Here is a 15,570-nt window from a genome sequence, read left to right as displayed (position 1 = left end):
CAATATCACTATAGAGAGGAATCGAAAATGCTGACTATCGTCCTAAAGGACGAGAGGGGCTCAAGCTGTGCTGCCGCTCACAGCACTGCGCCATTGCATGGCGCCCTGGGGGCTACGCGGGTAAGCACGCAGCGGCTCAAGCAGCGCAGAAAAGAAGGCGTAATAGCCCGCACACAGCCGGTTATAGCGATCCGCACCGATGTGCGCCGGGCAGCCGCCCTGGCAGACAGTTTTCACGCTGCAGCTCTGGCATTCGCGGCGCAGGCTTTTGACCCTGCCGAAGTCCATGGCCGTTGCCGCCGATACCGCGTCCGCGAAGGGCGTATGTTGATCGAAATGCCCCAGATAATGCTGCGCGTCCATCAGATGATCGCAGGCGTAGAGCCGACCATCCGGCTCCATCACCAAATTGCCGCCGCAGCGTTCGGCATGCACGCAGCTGGGGCTGACCTGGGTGAAGTACTGCGCGTAAACATGTTCGATGTTCATCACAAACACCTTGCCCCAATGCCCCTGTGCGCGCCAGCGACGGTAAATCGCTAGCATAAAGCGCCCCCAGTTGGCGGCGCTCAATCCGTAGCCGGCATCCGGGGCGTCGCCTTCCAGCATCAGGGGCTGAAATTGCAGGTAACGTGCACCGAGCGCAACAAAATGGTCGTACATCGCCTGCGCTCGATCCACCACACCGTCATGCACCACCACCAGCAGGTTGAACGCGATGTGATGCTGATGCAGCAGCGCAATACCGCGCAGCGCATCGTCATAGCTACTGCCACCCCGCTTATCCGGACGGTGTGCGTCCTGGATCTGCCGGTCGCCGTCAAGGCTGACGCCAATAATGAAATCATGCTGTTTGAACCACCGGCACCAGGCGGCGTTCAGCAACGTGCCGTTGGTCTGAAGACTGTTGCTGATCCTAACGCCCGGTGGCGCATATTTTTGTTGCAGCGCCAGCGCTCGCTTGTAAAAACCGATACCTGCCAGCAACGGCTCGCCCCCCTGCCAAACAAAGTTGATCTCGCGGCTGTAGCGCGGCTGGGCGGCGATATAGCGACGGATAAAATCCTCCAGCAGCCCGTCGTCCATTTTTTGCGGTCGCTCGCCCTGTCGCTGCGGGTAATAGCAATAGTTGCAGGCCAGATTACAACCAGCCCCGATAGGTTTGACCAACAGATGGAAAGGCACCGCGGCACGCGGTTCGACGGCAACCGGGATCTGCTGCGCGCGCAGCTGAGTCAGGTTCATTCTGCCGCCTGCGGCAAGGGCTTATGGGTAATGGGATCGAGGCCAATATAGTTGCCGGTTTTGCCGTCCACCCCAAGGTAATCAATCGCTTCGCCTTTGGCTTCTATCACCATGCCTTTGTCAGCGTACTCCTGGTATTCCTTACTCAGCTGCTTAACCCGCTCGGGGTTGGCGGCAGCCACATCCTGTGTTTCGAGGGGATCGTCCTGCAGATTGAACAGCCCCCAGGGTGCCATTTGCGCCGTCGGCCCGGCTTTCACCAGCCGTCGCAGCTTCCAGATGCCATCCACGTAGGCGGCCTGATTGTGCAGCTCAACGCCGTAGGTTGAGCGCGGCACGCTGTCGGCATCGCCGCTGAAATACCGCTTGAAGCTGACGCCAACCATCGGCAACGTCGGTTTTCCCTTCAGTTGCTTACGGGCATCAATACCGGCGTAGTCGTACAGCGTCGGTGCGATGTCATACACCGCCATGGGCGTTTTATCGATGCCGCCCCGGCCTTTTAACTGCGGCGCAGAGATGATGAAATCAGTATTGATCCCCCCCTGCGCGCTGGTGGTTTTATGGTAGTTAGCGTACGGCGCATTGCTGACGTTAGCCCAGTGTGGGCCGTAAGAGATAAAGGACCCTTTGCGGCCAATATTGGCGTAACTGTTATCAAACTGCTGCCAATACTCCGGCTTAGATCCGTAGTAAAAGCCGCTGGCCGGGTTAGCGCCATTGTCGGTGGCAAAAATGATCACCGTGTTTTTATCACGCCCGGTCTGTTTTAGCGTCCTTAGCACCCCACCGACCTGATCGTCCATATAGGCGATCATCGCCGCATACACCTGCATGGTTTTTGCCGCGTATTTCTGTTGCTCCGGCGTCATGTCCTGCCAGGCTTTATCGAGCGCCAACGTCGGCATGGGCGTGTTATCAGAAATGATCCCCAATGCCTTCAGCCGCTGAATGCGTTGCTGATAGGCCTGCTGGTAACCAGCATCATACTTGCCGTCAAATTTTGCGATCCAGTCGTCCGGTGCCTGCAAGGGATCGTGCGGTGCGGTGAAAGCCAGGTAGGCGAAGATAGGCTTATCCTTCGGCGTATCGCTGATCCACTGCGCCATTTGGGTAGCGTAGGCCTTGCTGGAATAGAAATCCTGTGGCAGCGAGACGCGCTTGCCGTTCAGGGTGTAGAAAGTATGGAAGGCTTCGACCGTGCCCAGCGGTTTTGCATCGTCGAAATGGCTGGTACCGCCCCCCATAAAAGCAAAAGCGCGTTCGAAACCGCGATCGGTCGGTTTCGCCCCCTCGGCATAGCCCAGGTGCCATTTACCCGCCATCATGGTGGCATAGCCAGCGTCCCGGAAACGTTCAGGCATCGTGGTCACCCGGTCGGTCAGGCGCATTTCGTAACCCGGCTGCGCCGCCGTACTTTCGTACCACCACATGCCACCCATGCCGGCCTGTTGGTTGGTGTTGCCCGTCATCAGCATCGATCGCGCCGGGGCAGACATCGGCGAAGTATAATACTGGCTCATGCGCACCCCTCGCTCGGCCAGCGCCTGCAGGTTGGGCGTGGGGATCTCACTGCCGAACGGGCTGATGTCGGAATAGCCCATATCATCCACCAGAATGATCAGCACGTTGGGGCGTTCGGCGTCTGCCGCATGTGCTATCCCCGACAATGCGCTACCCAGCGCCACCGCCAGCGTTTTCTTCTTCATCATCACCTCATCCCCTGCATTGTCATTCGGGTTGAACAACCAAACGCCTCAGCCCGAGAAAGGTCATAGTTTTTTCGTCTTATCCTTTTGCCGCCGGCTGCCGTTATCTTCAAGGCATAGCCAGAGCGGTTTTTTGCAGTGTAGGAAGCAATAGAAAAGCCTGGCTATCGTTCTTAAGAACGAGGCGCCGCAACGAAGAAGCCGAGATGTAGCACGCAGAACGCAAAACTGTCCGCGCCACGGAAAGCGCGAAAACCGCTGTAAATTCAGCGGCAAAACGTCATAAATATTTCATTAATGTATTAATGAAACAGGCTAGAAATCGAGTGCAGGCAAGGATGAGGAGCCAAGTGGCATCTTGTTATTTATGTATTTTATTGCAATCAGGCTCACGTTGTTAATATGTTTTTATTGTGTTGCGAAATTGCTACAACTATGCTTGTATCGTTCATATTGTATACAGATGCGCGTACCGTCCCAGTACCAGAATGACATACCCAGTGAATTTAACGTTGCCGCTCATCACGCTGCGGTTTAAAGACGACGGGTAAAGGGAGGAAATGAATCATGCACACTGCACCACCTGATGCCTTTATCACTAGCTGCCTGGCCACCATCGCGCACCTGATCCCGGTGTCCGCTGGGGTATTTTATTTAGTGAATTCCGATCTGCGGCCAGATCACTATATTTTGCATGGCATTTCCGATAAAACCCACCAGCAGTATTTGAACCATTTTCAGCAGATCGATCCGCTCAAACCGGCCAATTTCCACCATCAGGATATCAATATGGTCGGGATGAGCCCGATGGCGATAGCCAATAATCGTCATTATTATCATGATTTTATGCTACCCAATGACATGCGCGACATGACCGAGATTTTTATCCGGCAACGTAAACGCATCGTCGCTGGCGTGTCGCTGATCCGCGATACCCCCTTTACTGAATTGGAGCGTGGTCGCTTGCGGGCGGTCATGCCGTTGATCGAACTGGCGACCCGCGATCTGCTGCCCGAGGGGGAAGCCCAATTACTGACGGCCAAAGAGCAAGAAATCGTGAATATGGTACGCGAAGGAGCCAGCAATAAACGCATTGCGCTGAAATTAGGCATTTCACTTTCAACCGTGAAAACCCACATGCGGAATATATTTGCCAAAACCGACGTGGTAAATCGTACCGAATTAGTCGCCAGCAGCTTTATTGCCCACGGCTAATAAATAAATCGAGTCATAGCAAGGAGTTATAGCGTTGGTCATACAACGCGTTAATTATTCGCCATCCTTGGCGCAGTGCCCGCCTGCCTAAAATCCGGCATCGCGGCTATATCTGATTCAGACTTAACCTGCGGGGATAATTATTATGTCCAGTGATTCCGTTTCTGTGCCCGCTGCCGGGGCGGCTCTCCCCTGCCCGCCACGGCTGTTGACTGCCATTATTATCTTTGCCGCCATTGCGCCGGGCATCCTGATGACAGCCCCAGCGGTAGCGGCGCAATTGGCCAGCCAATGGCACCTCACCCCGGCACAAATCGGGCATTTGTTTTCCACCGAACTGGGCGCAATGAGCCTGGCGACGCTGCCCGCCTGGTGGTGGATTGGGCGCGTTAACTGGCGCCAGATCGCGGCGCTGGCGGCAGCCGTATTTATTGCCGGGAATCTGGCCTCAGCGCTGGTCAGTGATTTTAGCCTGTTATTGGGGCTACGCTTTGTCGCTTCGTTGGCGGGCGGTACGCTGATGATCCTGTGTATCACCTGCGCCGCCGGCACCGCCAACCCCAGCCGAGTCTACGCCCTGTGGGTGCTGGGCCAACTGGTACTGGGAACCGTCGGGCTGCTGGTACTGCCGCCGCTGTTCGCCCATGTTGGCCTGATGGCGGTTTATCTGATCCTGGCAGCCATCATGCTGTGTTGCCTGCCACTGATCCGCGCCTTCCCCAGCGGGTTTCACCCGGCGCAAACCACAACCCAATCCGCAGCGATTCCCTGGATCCGTAAAGCCTTCGCCGTACTGTCCGTGCTGACCTTTTATATCAGCCTGAGCGCAGTCTGGACCTTTATCGGCAGCATCGCCGCCGCTGCCGGGCTTTCGCCGGTCAACAGCGGTCAGGTACTGGCCGCCGCCACGCTGTTTGGCATCGTCGGTGCCGGCGGTGCCGCGTTAATCAGTGCGCGCCGTAGCGGCAATGTACTGATTTGGCTGGGCTACGCGTTGTTGATCGCCGGTATTGGGCTGTTGTTCAGGGAACCCCTATTGCTGCGTTTTGCTGCGGCCGCCGTGCTGTTCAAGTTCACCTGGACCTTTGTACTGCCGTTTATTTTGGCCCGCGTTGCCGGCCTGGATAACAACGGCAAACTCATGAACAACATCAATCTGGTGATTGGCGGTGGTATGGCGATAGGCCCAACGCTGGCCGGTTATCTGATCGAATCTTTCGGCGGCTTCGACGCACTGTTGGTCGGCGCACTGGGCAGTGCGCTGCTGTCGCTGCTGTTGATTTTGTTGGCTTCACAGCGCGTTCGCCGCGCCGTTTAACAGGAGTAAAAAGGTGAAAAGAAAAACCGGTTTCTTGTTTGATGAACGCTGTTTCTGGCACAGCACCGGCCTGCACGCCACCACGCTACCGGTCGGCGGTTGGGTACAACCCCCCTCGGGGGCGGGCCATGCCGAATCGCCGGAAACCAAACGGCGCATGAAAAACCTGATGGACGTGTCAGGTCTGTCGCGCCAGCTCACCCTGCTGAGTGCGGAACTGGCGTCGGATGAAGACCTGCTGCGCATTCATCCGGCCCACTATTTACAACGCTTCAAACAGTTAAGCGACAACGGCGGCGGCATGCTGGGTGAGGAGGCGCCGCTCGGCCCCGGCAGTTACGAGATCGCCAAGTTGTCCGCCGGGCTAGCCTGCGCGGCAGTCGAGGCGGTGCTGCAGGGCGATCTGGACAACGCCTACGCACTGTCACGCCCACCGGGCCACCACTGTCTGCCGGATCAGTCGATGGGCTTTTGCTTTTTGGCCAATATCCCCATAGCCATAGAACGTGCCAAAGCGAAATACGGTCTGGGCAAGGTGGCGGTGCTCGACTGGGACGTTCATCACGGCAATGGTACCCAGCATATCTACTGGCAGCGGGACGACGTGTTAACGCTGTCGCTGCACCAGGATGGTTGCTTCCCTGCAGGATACTCCGGTGAGCAGGATCGCGGGGCCGGTGCGGGCGAAGGCTATAACATCAATATTCCGTTGCTGGCCGGGGCCGGTGACGACGGTTATCTGCATGCCATGCGCCAAATTGTCATTCCGGCACTGGAACAATTCCAACCAGAAATGATCATTGTCGCCTGCGGTTACGATGCTAATGCCCTCGATCCGCTGGCGCGTATGCAGCTGCACAGCGACAGTTTCCGTCACATGACGGCGTTGGTGCAGGATGCCGCCGATCGCCTGTGCGGTGGCAAATTGGTGATGGTACATGAGGGCGGTTATGCCGAATCCTACGTCCCCTTCTGCGGCCTGGCGGTGATGGAAGAGCTCAGCGGTATCCGTACCGAGGTACAGGATCCTCTGCTGGCCTTTATCCAACAACAGCAGCCACGTGAAGCCTTCAACCACTTCCAGCGCCAGGCTATCGATCGCCTGGCACAGCAGTTCATTCGCTAATCGCCTCGGGGCGCAGCATCTTGCGCCCCTACCAATTCCTCGCTTTGCCGCTACGCTCAATAGGGTTTCCGTTTATCCCTACCGATGAGAAAAATAATATGTCTGAACAGAAAATTACCTTTATCAAAGGTGTCCAGGGCGATATCGCGGTACATGATTGGGGCCATGACCGGCCGCGCTTTCTGGCGCTGTTGGTACACGGTTACGGTGAGCATCTCGGTCGCTATCAGTACGTCGCGCGCACGCTGGAGGCGCAAGGTGCGCGAGTCTTTGGCCCCGACCACATTGGCCACGGTTTGTCGCAGGGTGAGCGCGTATTAATTGAAGATTATGACGCCGTCGTCGACGACGTTCACCACGTGGCGGCACATTTCCAGCAACAGCATCCGGGGGTACCCCTGGTGATTATTGGCCATTCCATGGGCGGCATGATCGCCACCCGCTACGTTCAACGCTATGGTGATAACGTGCGTGCGCTGGTGCTTTCCGGCCCGTTGATTGGCGAAAGAACCCAGATTTCCGATCTGCTGAATTTACCGAAGATCCCGGACACGCCACTTGATACCGCGACGCTGTCGCGCGATCCGGCCGTCGGCGTTGCCTACCAGGCCGACCCGCTGGTGTGGCACGGCCCATTCAAACGCCCGACGCTGCATGGTATGCAGCAAATGCTGGCCAAAATCAACGCCGGGCCGGGCTTTGGTGCCTTGCCCACGTTATGGATACACGGTGATGACGACCGGCTGGTGCTCATGGCACAGTCGCAAACCGCCATCAACATGCTGAAGGGCAACGATTTTGAATCTATGGTGAACCCAGGTGGGCGTCATGAGAGCTTTAACGAAACCAACAAAGATCAGATCCTGAGGCGGATCGGCAGTTTTATTGAGCGGGTGCTGGGATAAGCGGTTTCCCCTCTCCTGCAGGAGAGGGGATTACAATAGGATCAGCCTTCGACAATGGCCAGATAGTGTTTTACAAAACGATCGGAGGTGATTTCCCAGCGAACCGGCGTGCCCTTCTCGACAAACCACGAGTCACCAGCCTGGTACTGCACAGATTTACCGGTGTTCTCATCAGTCAGCGTGGCCGTGCCTTCCCATACGGTGGCATGTTCGGCGAACGGGTATTCCATCACGAAGGTGCCGCGCGTACAGCTAAAAATGCCGCAGTTCAGGTTATCGGTTGGCTCACCGAAAATAGTCGCGACGCCCACGTTCGGCTCCCCGGCGATCACCTTGGCACCCAGGTTGCTGACGCTGCCAATTTCCAGCAATTCAGGCAGCGGTTGCTTAAGCAGTAATGGTTTCATGTCTTTCTCCTCTCATAAGAATTAACGGCGGCCTTTCCAGTAGCCGGATGTCTGGTGCCAAACTTTGCCGGCAGTGGTCATCACCCGCCGCAGTTTGTCCTTGCCGAAGATATTGACGTGCGGAATCGAACTCATCAGATCGTAACGATCCGATCCTTCGCTCATGCCCTCCGCCAGCACCTTGCAGACGATATGACTCGGCGTGACGCCAAAGCCGGAGTAACCCTGTACGTAGAACACGTTATCGTGCTGTGGCAAGGTACCAATCTGCGGGAACAGGTTGGCGCTACAGCACAGCGGGCCGCCCCAGGCCAGGTCGATTTTGACGTCATGCAGATAGGGGAACACCTTCAACATCAGATTACGGTTCCAGGCTTTGAGATCTGCCGGAATGTATTCGATCAACCGGGTCGCACTGCCGAACAGCAGCCGGTTTTCATTGGTCACCCGGTAGTAGTCGATCACCGGGCGAATATCGCTGTAGGCGCCGCGGATCGGGCTGATCTGCCGGATCAACGCGTCAGGGAGCGGTTCGGTCGCCAATTGGAAAGCATAGGTATTGATGGTTTTGTTGTAGATGAACGGCTCCATGCCGTTGAGAAAACCGTTGCAGGCCCACAGCATCTTATTGGCGCGTACCGATCCCATGGCGGTGCGTACCTTAATGCGCGAACCGTACTCCACGCCCAGCACGCTGCTGTTCTCGAAAATTTTCACACCGTAGTCGCTCAGCGCTTTGGCCTCGCCCAGCAGCAGGTTAAGTGAATGCACATGCCCGCCGCCCATGTGTTTCAACGCGCAGGTATAAGCGTCCGATCCCACCACCTGCTTCACTTCCGCACCGGTATAAAGTTCGATCTCTTCGTCAGGCGATACCGCTTTAAATTCCTTCAGCCAGCTGCGCAGGGTTTTCTCCTGGCGCGCGTTGCTGCCGAGGTAGCCGTAGCCAAAGCAAAAATCGGCGTCGATTTGGTATTTTTTGATGCGTTCGCGAATAATCCCAGCACCGAGGTTGCTGATTTTAAAGATGGTTTCCAGCCCGGCAGGACCGACGTGGCGTTTGATCTTTTCCAGGTCATGGCCGATCCCCGCCATCACCTGCCCACCGTTGCGGCCGGTGCCACCGTAGCCCAGATGACGTCCTTCGAGAATGGCGATATTGGTGATGCCCCGCTCCGCCAGCTCCAGGGCAGTATTAATGCCGGAGAAGCCGCCACCGATGATGACGACGTCAACGTCCAGATCTTCTTCCAACGTCGGGAAGCGCAGATCGTACTTTTTGGTTGCCGCGTAGTAGGTTAAGGATTCGATATTATTATTCACTGCCGCACTCCCGATGACCTTGGCTCTATCATCGGATTATCGGCAAGCGACCCGGCGGCCACCATATCCCCTTAGGGACATTCGCAACAAATAATTAACACTCAGGCACTGCGTCGCAGCGGGGTGGCTAACAGCAAGCTGAACAGTTCAGCCTGTGAGCCGATATTCAGCTTGCTGTAGATGTTCTTGCGGTGATTTTTCACCGTGCCCACGCTGATGAACAACCGGTCAGCAATCTGCTGTGAGCCGCAACCCTCAAGGATCAGATCCACAATCTCGCGTTCGCGGGGCGTCAGCAGATAACGCGCCTGCACGGCCTTGTCCATTACCTTTTCCGGCGTAGCGGGGGCGGCAATCACTTCCCCATGCAGACGAGCGACGCTTTTCAATAGCGTCAGCGCATCGCGTAAATCCGCCAGTTGGGGGGAGCGTACCCCGACCGATTGACGCGCCGACCCGAAGAACACCCCCAGCCCGCGTTCCGCCGTCAGGGGCAACAGCACGCCAGCTTCGTCATGCCAGCCGGTCTTGCGGTAAAAATTACGGTAATAATCAGTATGGTAGAAACCGCAAGGCGCGAGCTGGCGCAGCGTTAGCACGTCGCCCCCAGCGCCGCCGTTCAGCGCCTGATAAAACGGATCCTGGAGGTAGGCGCCCTGTTGGTAAAGTTGGTTAACCGCGTCGCTATTTTCCTTCTCGGTTTTTATCAGGCAGCGCGGCGCCTGGCCGCGTTCAAAGGCGTAGACAATGGCATTATCAAAAGCGAAAAAGCCTTCCAGCCAGGCCAACAAGCCAGGATAAAAGCCTGGGGTCGCCACCGCGTCGATCACCGCTGATAATCGTTCGACCTGAATAGTCATCTCTGCCCGCCATCATTAATAAATTAACAATCACTGTGCTCCGGCTTCATCCTGGCCTGCTTGTTATAAAAAACACTCAATGGCGCCAAATGCAATCCCTGAATTGTTTACATGTTAAACAAATCACACCTTCGCGAGATTATTGCGCCCTGCCACAATCATGCTGGGTTAACATATTAATGGAATGTCATTCAGGCAGTGAAAAGCAGTGGTTCGGCCGCTGAGGCTGGCTTATGCTGTGGTTTTCGTGCGCCAAGGAGAGACTATGACAACCAGCCTGACGATCGCCAACCGCCATACCTGGTTCGGCCACGGCAGTATCAGCCAACTGATCCCGCTACTGAACGCAGAACCGCAGCCGACGCTACTGTTTAGCTGCCGCTCATTTCTCAAAGGCGCGGTGTATTCTTCGCTGGCGGACACGTTGACGCCGCTGCTTATTGGCACTGAAATCGTCAGCCACGAGGCGTCACCGCACGAGATTGACGCCTGGGTAGCGCGCTGGCGCGGCAAGGCTCAGCGGGTGGTGGCGATCGGCGGCGGTAGCGTGCTGGATGCCGCCAAGGCCTTTGCCGCCCTGGTTGAGCACCCACTGCCAACCCTGCGCTATATGGAAAAAGTCGGCGACACTAAAATCAGTGGGGCCACCTTGCCGCTGATTGCCATCCCGACCACGGCCGGTACCGGCAGCGAAGTCACCCAGAATGCGGTCATCACAGATACCCAGTTCAGTAAGGTGAAAGCCTCGCTGCGGCATAACAATTTTGTCCCTCATACCGCTATTCTGGACCCACAACTGCTGCAGGGTGCGCCGGATAAGGTCCTGGCTTACTGCGCCATCGATGCCTTCACCCATTTGTTCGAGGCCTACCTGTCCAAAACCGCCAATGCCATGACGCGAGAGATGTCATTGACCGGTATCCGCCACTTCCTGCAAGCCTGGCCCAGGCTCAACCGCAGCGATCAGGCACGTGAGGACATCATGCAGGCGTCCTACTTAGGTGGGCTGACGCTGAGTGCCGCGGGGCTGGGTGTGATCCACGGTATTGCAGGTGAGATTGGCGCATTGCGCGATTATCACCACGGACAGGTCTGCGGCCGTCTGCTGCTGCCTTTCCTCGAGCTGCTGGCTCAAAGTGAACAACCGCAGCAGCGGGCACTGATGGCCGACCTCGCCACTCGCCTGTTCCCCGAACAACATGACAGCCCGGAACGCTACCTGATCGACTTCATTACCCGCAACGCCATCGCCACGTTTTGGCAGGACGATCTGCCCCTGTCCGCCGACGAACTGGCCGTGACGCTGGCTAAATCCAACAGCAAGAACGCGCTGATCGACTACAGTGCGCCGCAGCGTCAGCTGATGATCGAAGGCGCATTCCGCGTCGAATGATTATAGAATGAGATCAACGTAATAGCGGGGGATCGGAAATGGGTATCATCAGCTGGATTTTCACCGGCATCGCGATTGGCATACTGGTCGGTGTGCTGCTCAAAATTTTCAGCAAGAAGAAAGATCAGTAACATCAAGCTGTTCCATGAGCCGCCAGCAGGCACTCGTGGAACAGCTTCACGACCCGTTGCGGGCTGGGTGAACGCCGTAATACGCTGGAATACTCACAGTGGTAACAGAACAGCGACGGTTTGATCGCCCGCATCATATTCTGCGCGACAAAAAATGCCGCATAGTGGTCGGGAAGAAAACCGACGTACTTGCCGGAAAGGATCAACGTCGCGATCGACTCCTGAGCAAATCCGGTCGCTTTACGCTGCAAATGCTGTTGCAGGCTCAGTTCCATATTCGGTGAGTGGTAGCCTAAACCGGCAAAGGCATAATGGTGCAACAGATCCCAATTCAGCGTTTCATGATTAACGGAAAATAATTCATGCTGCGCACCACAATATAAGAACATCCTCTCATTAAATAACGAACTATAAGATAAACTTTCTGCACTACGGTGCATGGGAATAATACCCACCTGGAATTGGCCATCAATAACGCCACGCTCAATGGTATTTATTGGTTCCACATACATTTGCAAAGACACGTCCGGTGCCTGCTCGCTAAATAACGCAATCGCCCGGCCGATGTGTGCCTGAGGATTACTGACGGTGTGATCAAATATCGCCACATGCAGTTGCCCCCCCAAACGCTGGTGCACATCATCCACCCCACGGCGGAAAGCTTCGGTCGCCGCCAAGAGATTGATGGTTTCTTGATAAATCAACAGCCCTTCGTCAGTGACTGCAAACCCCTCACGCCCGCGATGGCAGAGCGTCAGCCCCAAACGCTGCTCCAGATCCTTGATATGCTTGCTGATGGTCGACAGGCTGATATTCAGTTCCAGCTCAGCCGCACTCATGCCGCCGCAGTCAACCACGGCCTTAAACACTCGCAACAACCGTAAATCCATATCCGCTAACTGCCCCAAAAGTGCGCGCTTTTTTACTTGCATAAAACCTTAAGTAAGTTTCGATATATGATTATTCACATTAGTGAAGAAGCAGAACATAGTCAATTTCAAGCAACAATTCATTAACACGTCAGATAATTTAATAAACCTACCTATTCTCCCCCCGGAGGGAAAAATGGCTGATTTAAATCACCCTGAAAATAAGCCCGAACGTGAATGGTTAGAAGCACATTGGATGCCGTTTACCGGTAACCGTAATTTTAAAGCCAACCCGCGAATCATCAGCCACGCTGAAGGCGTTTATTATACCAGCCAGGATGGGCGTAAAATCTTTGACGGTTTATCCGGGTTATGGTGCTGCGGATTAGGTCATGGCCGTCAGGAAATAGCCGACGCGGCCTATAAACAACTTTCCCAACTGGATTACTCCCCGGCATTCCAATTCGGCCATACCTTATCATTCGAGTTGGCGAATAAAATTAAAGCCATGACACCGGCCGGGCTGGATTATGTCTTTTTCACCGGCTCCGGCTCCGAAGCGGCAGACACGTCATTAAAAATGGCGCGGGCCTATTGGCGAGCCAAAGGTCAGGCAGGAAAAACCTGCTTTATCGGCCGCGAAAAAGGCTATCACGGCGTCAACTTTGGCGGGATTGCCGTGGGCGGGATTGCCGGTAACCGCAAAGCCTTTGGCACCAGTGCCGAGGCAGACCACCTGCCGCATACCTTGCTGGCGGAAAACGCCTTTTCGCGCGGGATGCCTGCGCAAGGTGCCGATCTGGCAGAAGAACTGAACCGGATCATCGCGCTGCGTGATGCGTCGACCATCGCTGCCGTCATTATCGAACCCTTTTCCGGTTCCGCTGGCGTTATTGTCCCCCCGGTCGGCTATCTGCAACGTATCCGTGAGATCTGCACCCAACACAATATTCTGCTGATCTTTGACGAAGTGATCACCGCCTTCGGTCGTTGCGGCGCCTTGACCGGCGCTGAAGCCTTCGGTGTCACGCCAGATATGATGAATATCGCCAAACAGGTGACCAACGGTGCGCAACCCATGGGCGCAGTCGTGGTTCGCCCAGAGATTTATCAGGCCTTTATGGCCACCGATGACCCCGAGTATTTGCTCGAATTCCCGCACGGCTACACCTATTCCGCCCACCCGGTTAGCTGTGCCGTCGGGTTGGCGACGCTGGATATCATTGAGCGCGAGCAGATGATTGAGCGGGTTCAGGCGCTGACGCCGTATTTTGAGCAGGCCGTGCACGGATTGCAAAGCTGCCGCCACGTTACCGACATTCGCAATTTTGGCCTGGCGGCGGGCATCACGCTGGCGGCACGACCGGGCGAAGCGGCACGCAGGCCGTATGAAGTGGCGATGCGCTGTTGGGAAAGTGGGTTTTATGTCCGCTACGGCGGCGACACCCTGCAACTGGCACCGCCGTTTATCAGCAGCGAAGCGCAGATTGATTCGTTAATCAACGCCTTGGGCGACGCCATCAACGCCACCGAATAAGGAACGAATACCATGCCAATTGCACATTGGATCAACGGCCAGTCCGCCACTGGCGGTACTCGCAGCCAACCGGTCTTCGATCCGGCGACCGGGCTGTCACATCAGACGGTCTTGCTGGCTGACCGCGCCACCGTGGAAAGTGCCATAGACGCCGCCGAACGGGCCTATCCAGCCTGGCGAGATACCCCGCCGTTGAAGCGTGCCAGGATCATGATTCGTCTTAAAGCGCTGCTGGAACAGCACGCCGATCACATCTGCCAACTGATTACCACCGAACACGGCAAAGTCCTCAGCGACGCCATGGGTGAACTCCAACGCGGGATCGAAAATATTGAGTACGCCAGCTATGCACCGGAACTGCTAAAAGGCGAACACAGCAAGGACGCCGGACCGGGTATCGACAGCTGGAGTGAGTTTCAGCCGCTGGGTGTGGTGGCCGGTATCACCCCCTTTAACTTCCCGGCGATGGTCCCCTTGTGGATGTGGCCAATGGCCGTGGTATGCGGCAACACCTTTGTATTGAAGCCGTCAGAACGCGTGCCTTCCTCCACGCTGTATATCGCTCAACTGGCATCGGAGGCCGGCTTACCCCCCGGCGTACTGAATCTGGTCAACGGCGACCGCGAAGCCGTAGACACTCTGCTGCACGATCCACGCGTTAAGGCGGTGAGCTTTGTCGGCTCCACGCCCGTGGCTGAACACATCTATCACACCGGCTGTGGCCAGAATAAGCGGGTACAGGCGTTGGGCGGCGCGAAAAACCACGCTGTAGTGTTGCCGGATGCTGACATCGCCGGTAGCGTCAGCGCACTGATGGGCGCGGCATTCGGCTCCTGTGGGCAACGTTGCATGGCAATCCCGCTGGTTGTCGCGGTGGGGGATGATACCGCCGACGCCCTGATCGCCGGCTTGCAACAGCAAATGGCCAACATGCGAATTGGCGCGGGTAATGATAACCGCAACGATATGGGGCCTTTGGTTACCCAGCAACATTTTCAAAAGGTAAAAAGCTACATCGATCAGGGTGTTGAGGAAGGCGCCCGTCTGGTGGTCGACGGCCGTGAACTGAAGGTACAAGGCGACGACGGGCAATTGAGCCAGGGGTATTTCCTCGGCCCAACGCTGTTTGACCACGTGCAACCGGGGATGCGGATTTATCAGGAAGAGATCTTCGGCCCCGTGTTAGGCGTTGTGCGGGTCAGCTCATTGAAAGACGCGATGGCAATGATTGACGCCCATGAATACGGTAACGGCACCTGTCTGTTCACCCGTGACGGCGAGGCGGTGCGTTACTTCTCCAGCCATATTCAGGTCGGCATGGTGGGGATCAACGTTGCACTGCCGGTACCGGTGGCGTACCACTCATTTGGGGGCTGGAAACGTTCACTGTTTGGCGACTTACACGCTTACGGCCCGGATGCCGTCAGGTTTTACACCAAGCGCAAAACCATTACCCAGCGCTGGCCTTCGTCCCATGACGCCCAATATGCCAGCTTCAGCTTCCCGTCCGGGCAAGGGTAAATTCACTATAG

13 protein-coding genes are annotated in these 15,570 nt (G+C 56.2%); 7 read left to right on the top strand and 6 right to left on the bottom strand.

Annotated elements, in window-relative coordinates:
- Positions 1 to 60: 60 nt before the first annotated feature.
- Positions 61 to 1,245, bottom strand: coding sequence for an anaerobic sulfatase maturase (locus tag AC2FCQ_RS08175; protein ID WP_490308022.1), 1,185 nt, complete (start codon positions 1,243 to 1,245; stop codon positions 61 to 63).
- On the bottom strand, positions 1,242 to 2,954 hold the full coding sequence (locus AC2FCQ_RS08170; protein ID WP_209635289.1) for an arylsulfatase: 1,713 nt from the start codon (positions 2,952 to 2,954) through the stop codon (positions 1,242 to 1,244). Before AC2FCQ_RS08170 ends, AC2FCQ_RS08175 begins: the two co-directional genes overlap by 4 nt.
- Positions 2,955 to 3,521: 567 nt before the next feature.
- On the opposite strand from AC2FCQ_RS08170, the gene AC2FCQ_RS08165 reads away from it, so the two are divergent.
- From AC2FCQ_RS08165 to AC2FCQ_RS08150, 4 genes are all read left to right on the top strand, one after another.
- The gene (locus AC2FCQ_RS08165) at positions 3,522 to 4,169 is read left to right on the top strand and encodes a LuxR family transcriptional regulator (protein ID WP_209634805.1); all 648 of its coding nucleotides are present in this window, start codon (positions 3,522 to 3,524) and stop codon (positions 4,167 to 4,169) included.
- A gap of 145 nt (positions 4,170 to 4,314) precedes the next feature.
- On the top strand, positions 4,315 to 5,487 hold the full coding sequence (locus tag AC2FCQ_RS08160; RefSeq protein ID WP_490308021.1) for an MFS transporter: 1,173 nt from the start codon (positions 4,315 to 4,317) through the stop codon (positions 5,485 to 5,487).
- A gap of 13 nt (positions 5,488 to 5,500) precedes the next feature.
- A complete protein-coding gene (locus AC2FCQ_RS08155; protein WP_490308020.1) occupies positions 5,501 to 6,613 on the top strand; it encodes a class II histone deacetylase in 1,113 nt (370 codons plus the stop codon).
- Positions 6,614 to 6,711: 98 nt separating this feature from the next.
- On the top strand, positions 6,712 to 7,518 hold the full coding sequence (locus AC2FCQ_RS08150; RefSeq protein ID WP_490308019.1) for an alpha/beta hydrolase: 807 nt from the start codon (positions 6,712 to 6,714) through the stop codon (positions 7,516 to 7,518).
- Between the two features lie 41 nt (positions 7,519 to 7,559).
- Here the strand turns inward: AC2FCQ_RS08150 and AC2FCQ_RS08145 are convergent, their stop codons facing one another.
- The 3 genes from AC2FCQ_RS08145 to AC2FCQ_RS08135 form a co-directional block, all read right to left on the bottom strand.
- Positions 7,560 to 7,925, bottom strand: a complete 366-nt coding sequence (locus AC2FCQ_RS08145; protein ID WP_209634794.1) for a cupin domain-containing protein — start codon at positions 7,923 to 7,925, stop codon at positions 7,560 to 7,562.
- A 21-nt stretch (positions 7,926 to 7,946) separates the two neighbouring features.
- Complete coding sequence (locus AC2FCQ_RS08140; RefSeq protein ID WP_209634791.1) at positions 7,947 to 9,248, bottom strand: NAD(P)/FAD-dependent oxidoreductase; 1,302 nt, start codon at positions 9,246 to 9,248, stop codon at positions 7,947 to 7,949.
- 101 nt (positions 9,249 to 9,349) lie between these two features.
- Complete coding sequence (locus AC2FCQ_RS08135) at positions 9,350 to 10,108, bottom strand: helix-turn-helix transcriptional regulator (RefSeq protein ID WP_265555841.1); 759 nt, start codon at positions 10,106 to 10,108, stop codon at positions 9,350 to 9,352.
- 265 nt (positions 10,109 to 10,373) lie between these two features.
- Here AC2FCQ_RS08135 and AC2FCQ_RS08130 point away from each other — a divergent pair, with 265 nt between their 5' ends.
- Entirely contained in the window at positions 10,374 to 11,501 is a 1,128-nt protein-coding gene (locus AC2FCQ_RS08130) for an iron-containing alcohol dehydrogenase (protein ID WP_490308018.1), read from the top strand.
- A 133-nt stretch (positions 11,502 to 11,634) separates the two neighbouring features.
- Here the strand turns inward: AC2FCQ_RS08130 and AC2FCQ_RS08125 are convergent, their stop codons facing one another.
- On the bottom strand, positions 11,635 to 12,564 hold the full coding sequence (locus AC2FCQ_RS08125; RefSeq protein WP_209634781.1) for a LysR family transcriptional regulator: 930 nt from the start codon (positions 12,562 to 12,564) through the stop codon (positions 11,635 to 11,637).
- A 133-nt stretch (positions 12,565 to 12,697) separates the two neighbouring features.
- On the opposite strand from AC2FCQ_RS08125, the gene aptA reads away from it, so the two are divergent.
- The gene (aptA, locus tag AC2FCQ_RS08120; protein ID WP_490308017.1) at positions 12,698 to 14,038 is read left to right on the top strand and encodes an omega-aminotransferase AptA; all 1,341 of its coding nucleotides are present in this window, start codon (positions 12,698 to 12,700) and stop codon (positions 14,036 to 14,038) included.
- Between the two features lie 12 nt (positions 14,039 to 14,050).
- Positions 14,051 to 15,559, top strand: a complete 1,509-nt coding sequence (locus AC2FCQ_RS08115; RefSeq protein ID WP_490308016.1) for a CoA-acylating methylmalonate-semialdehyde dehydrogenase — start codon at positions 14,051 to 14,053, stop codon at positions 15,557 to 15,559.
- Positions 15,560 to 15,570: the final 11 nt, after the last annotated feature.

The sequence above is a fragment of the Serratia sp. CoH_134_PS_4 genome, assembly GCF_058190535.1.
The sequence above is the reverse complement of the archived record's forward strand: the minus strand, read 5'-3'. Positions and strand labels throughout refer to the sequence as shown.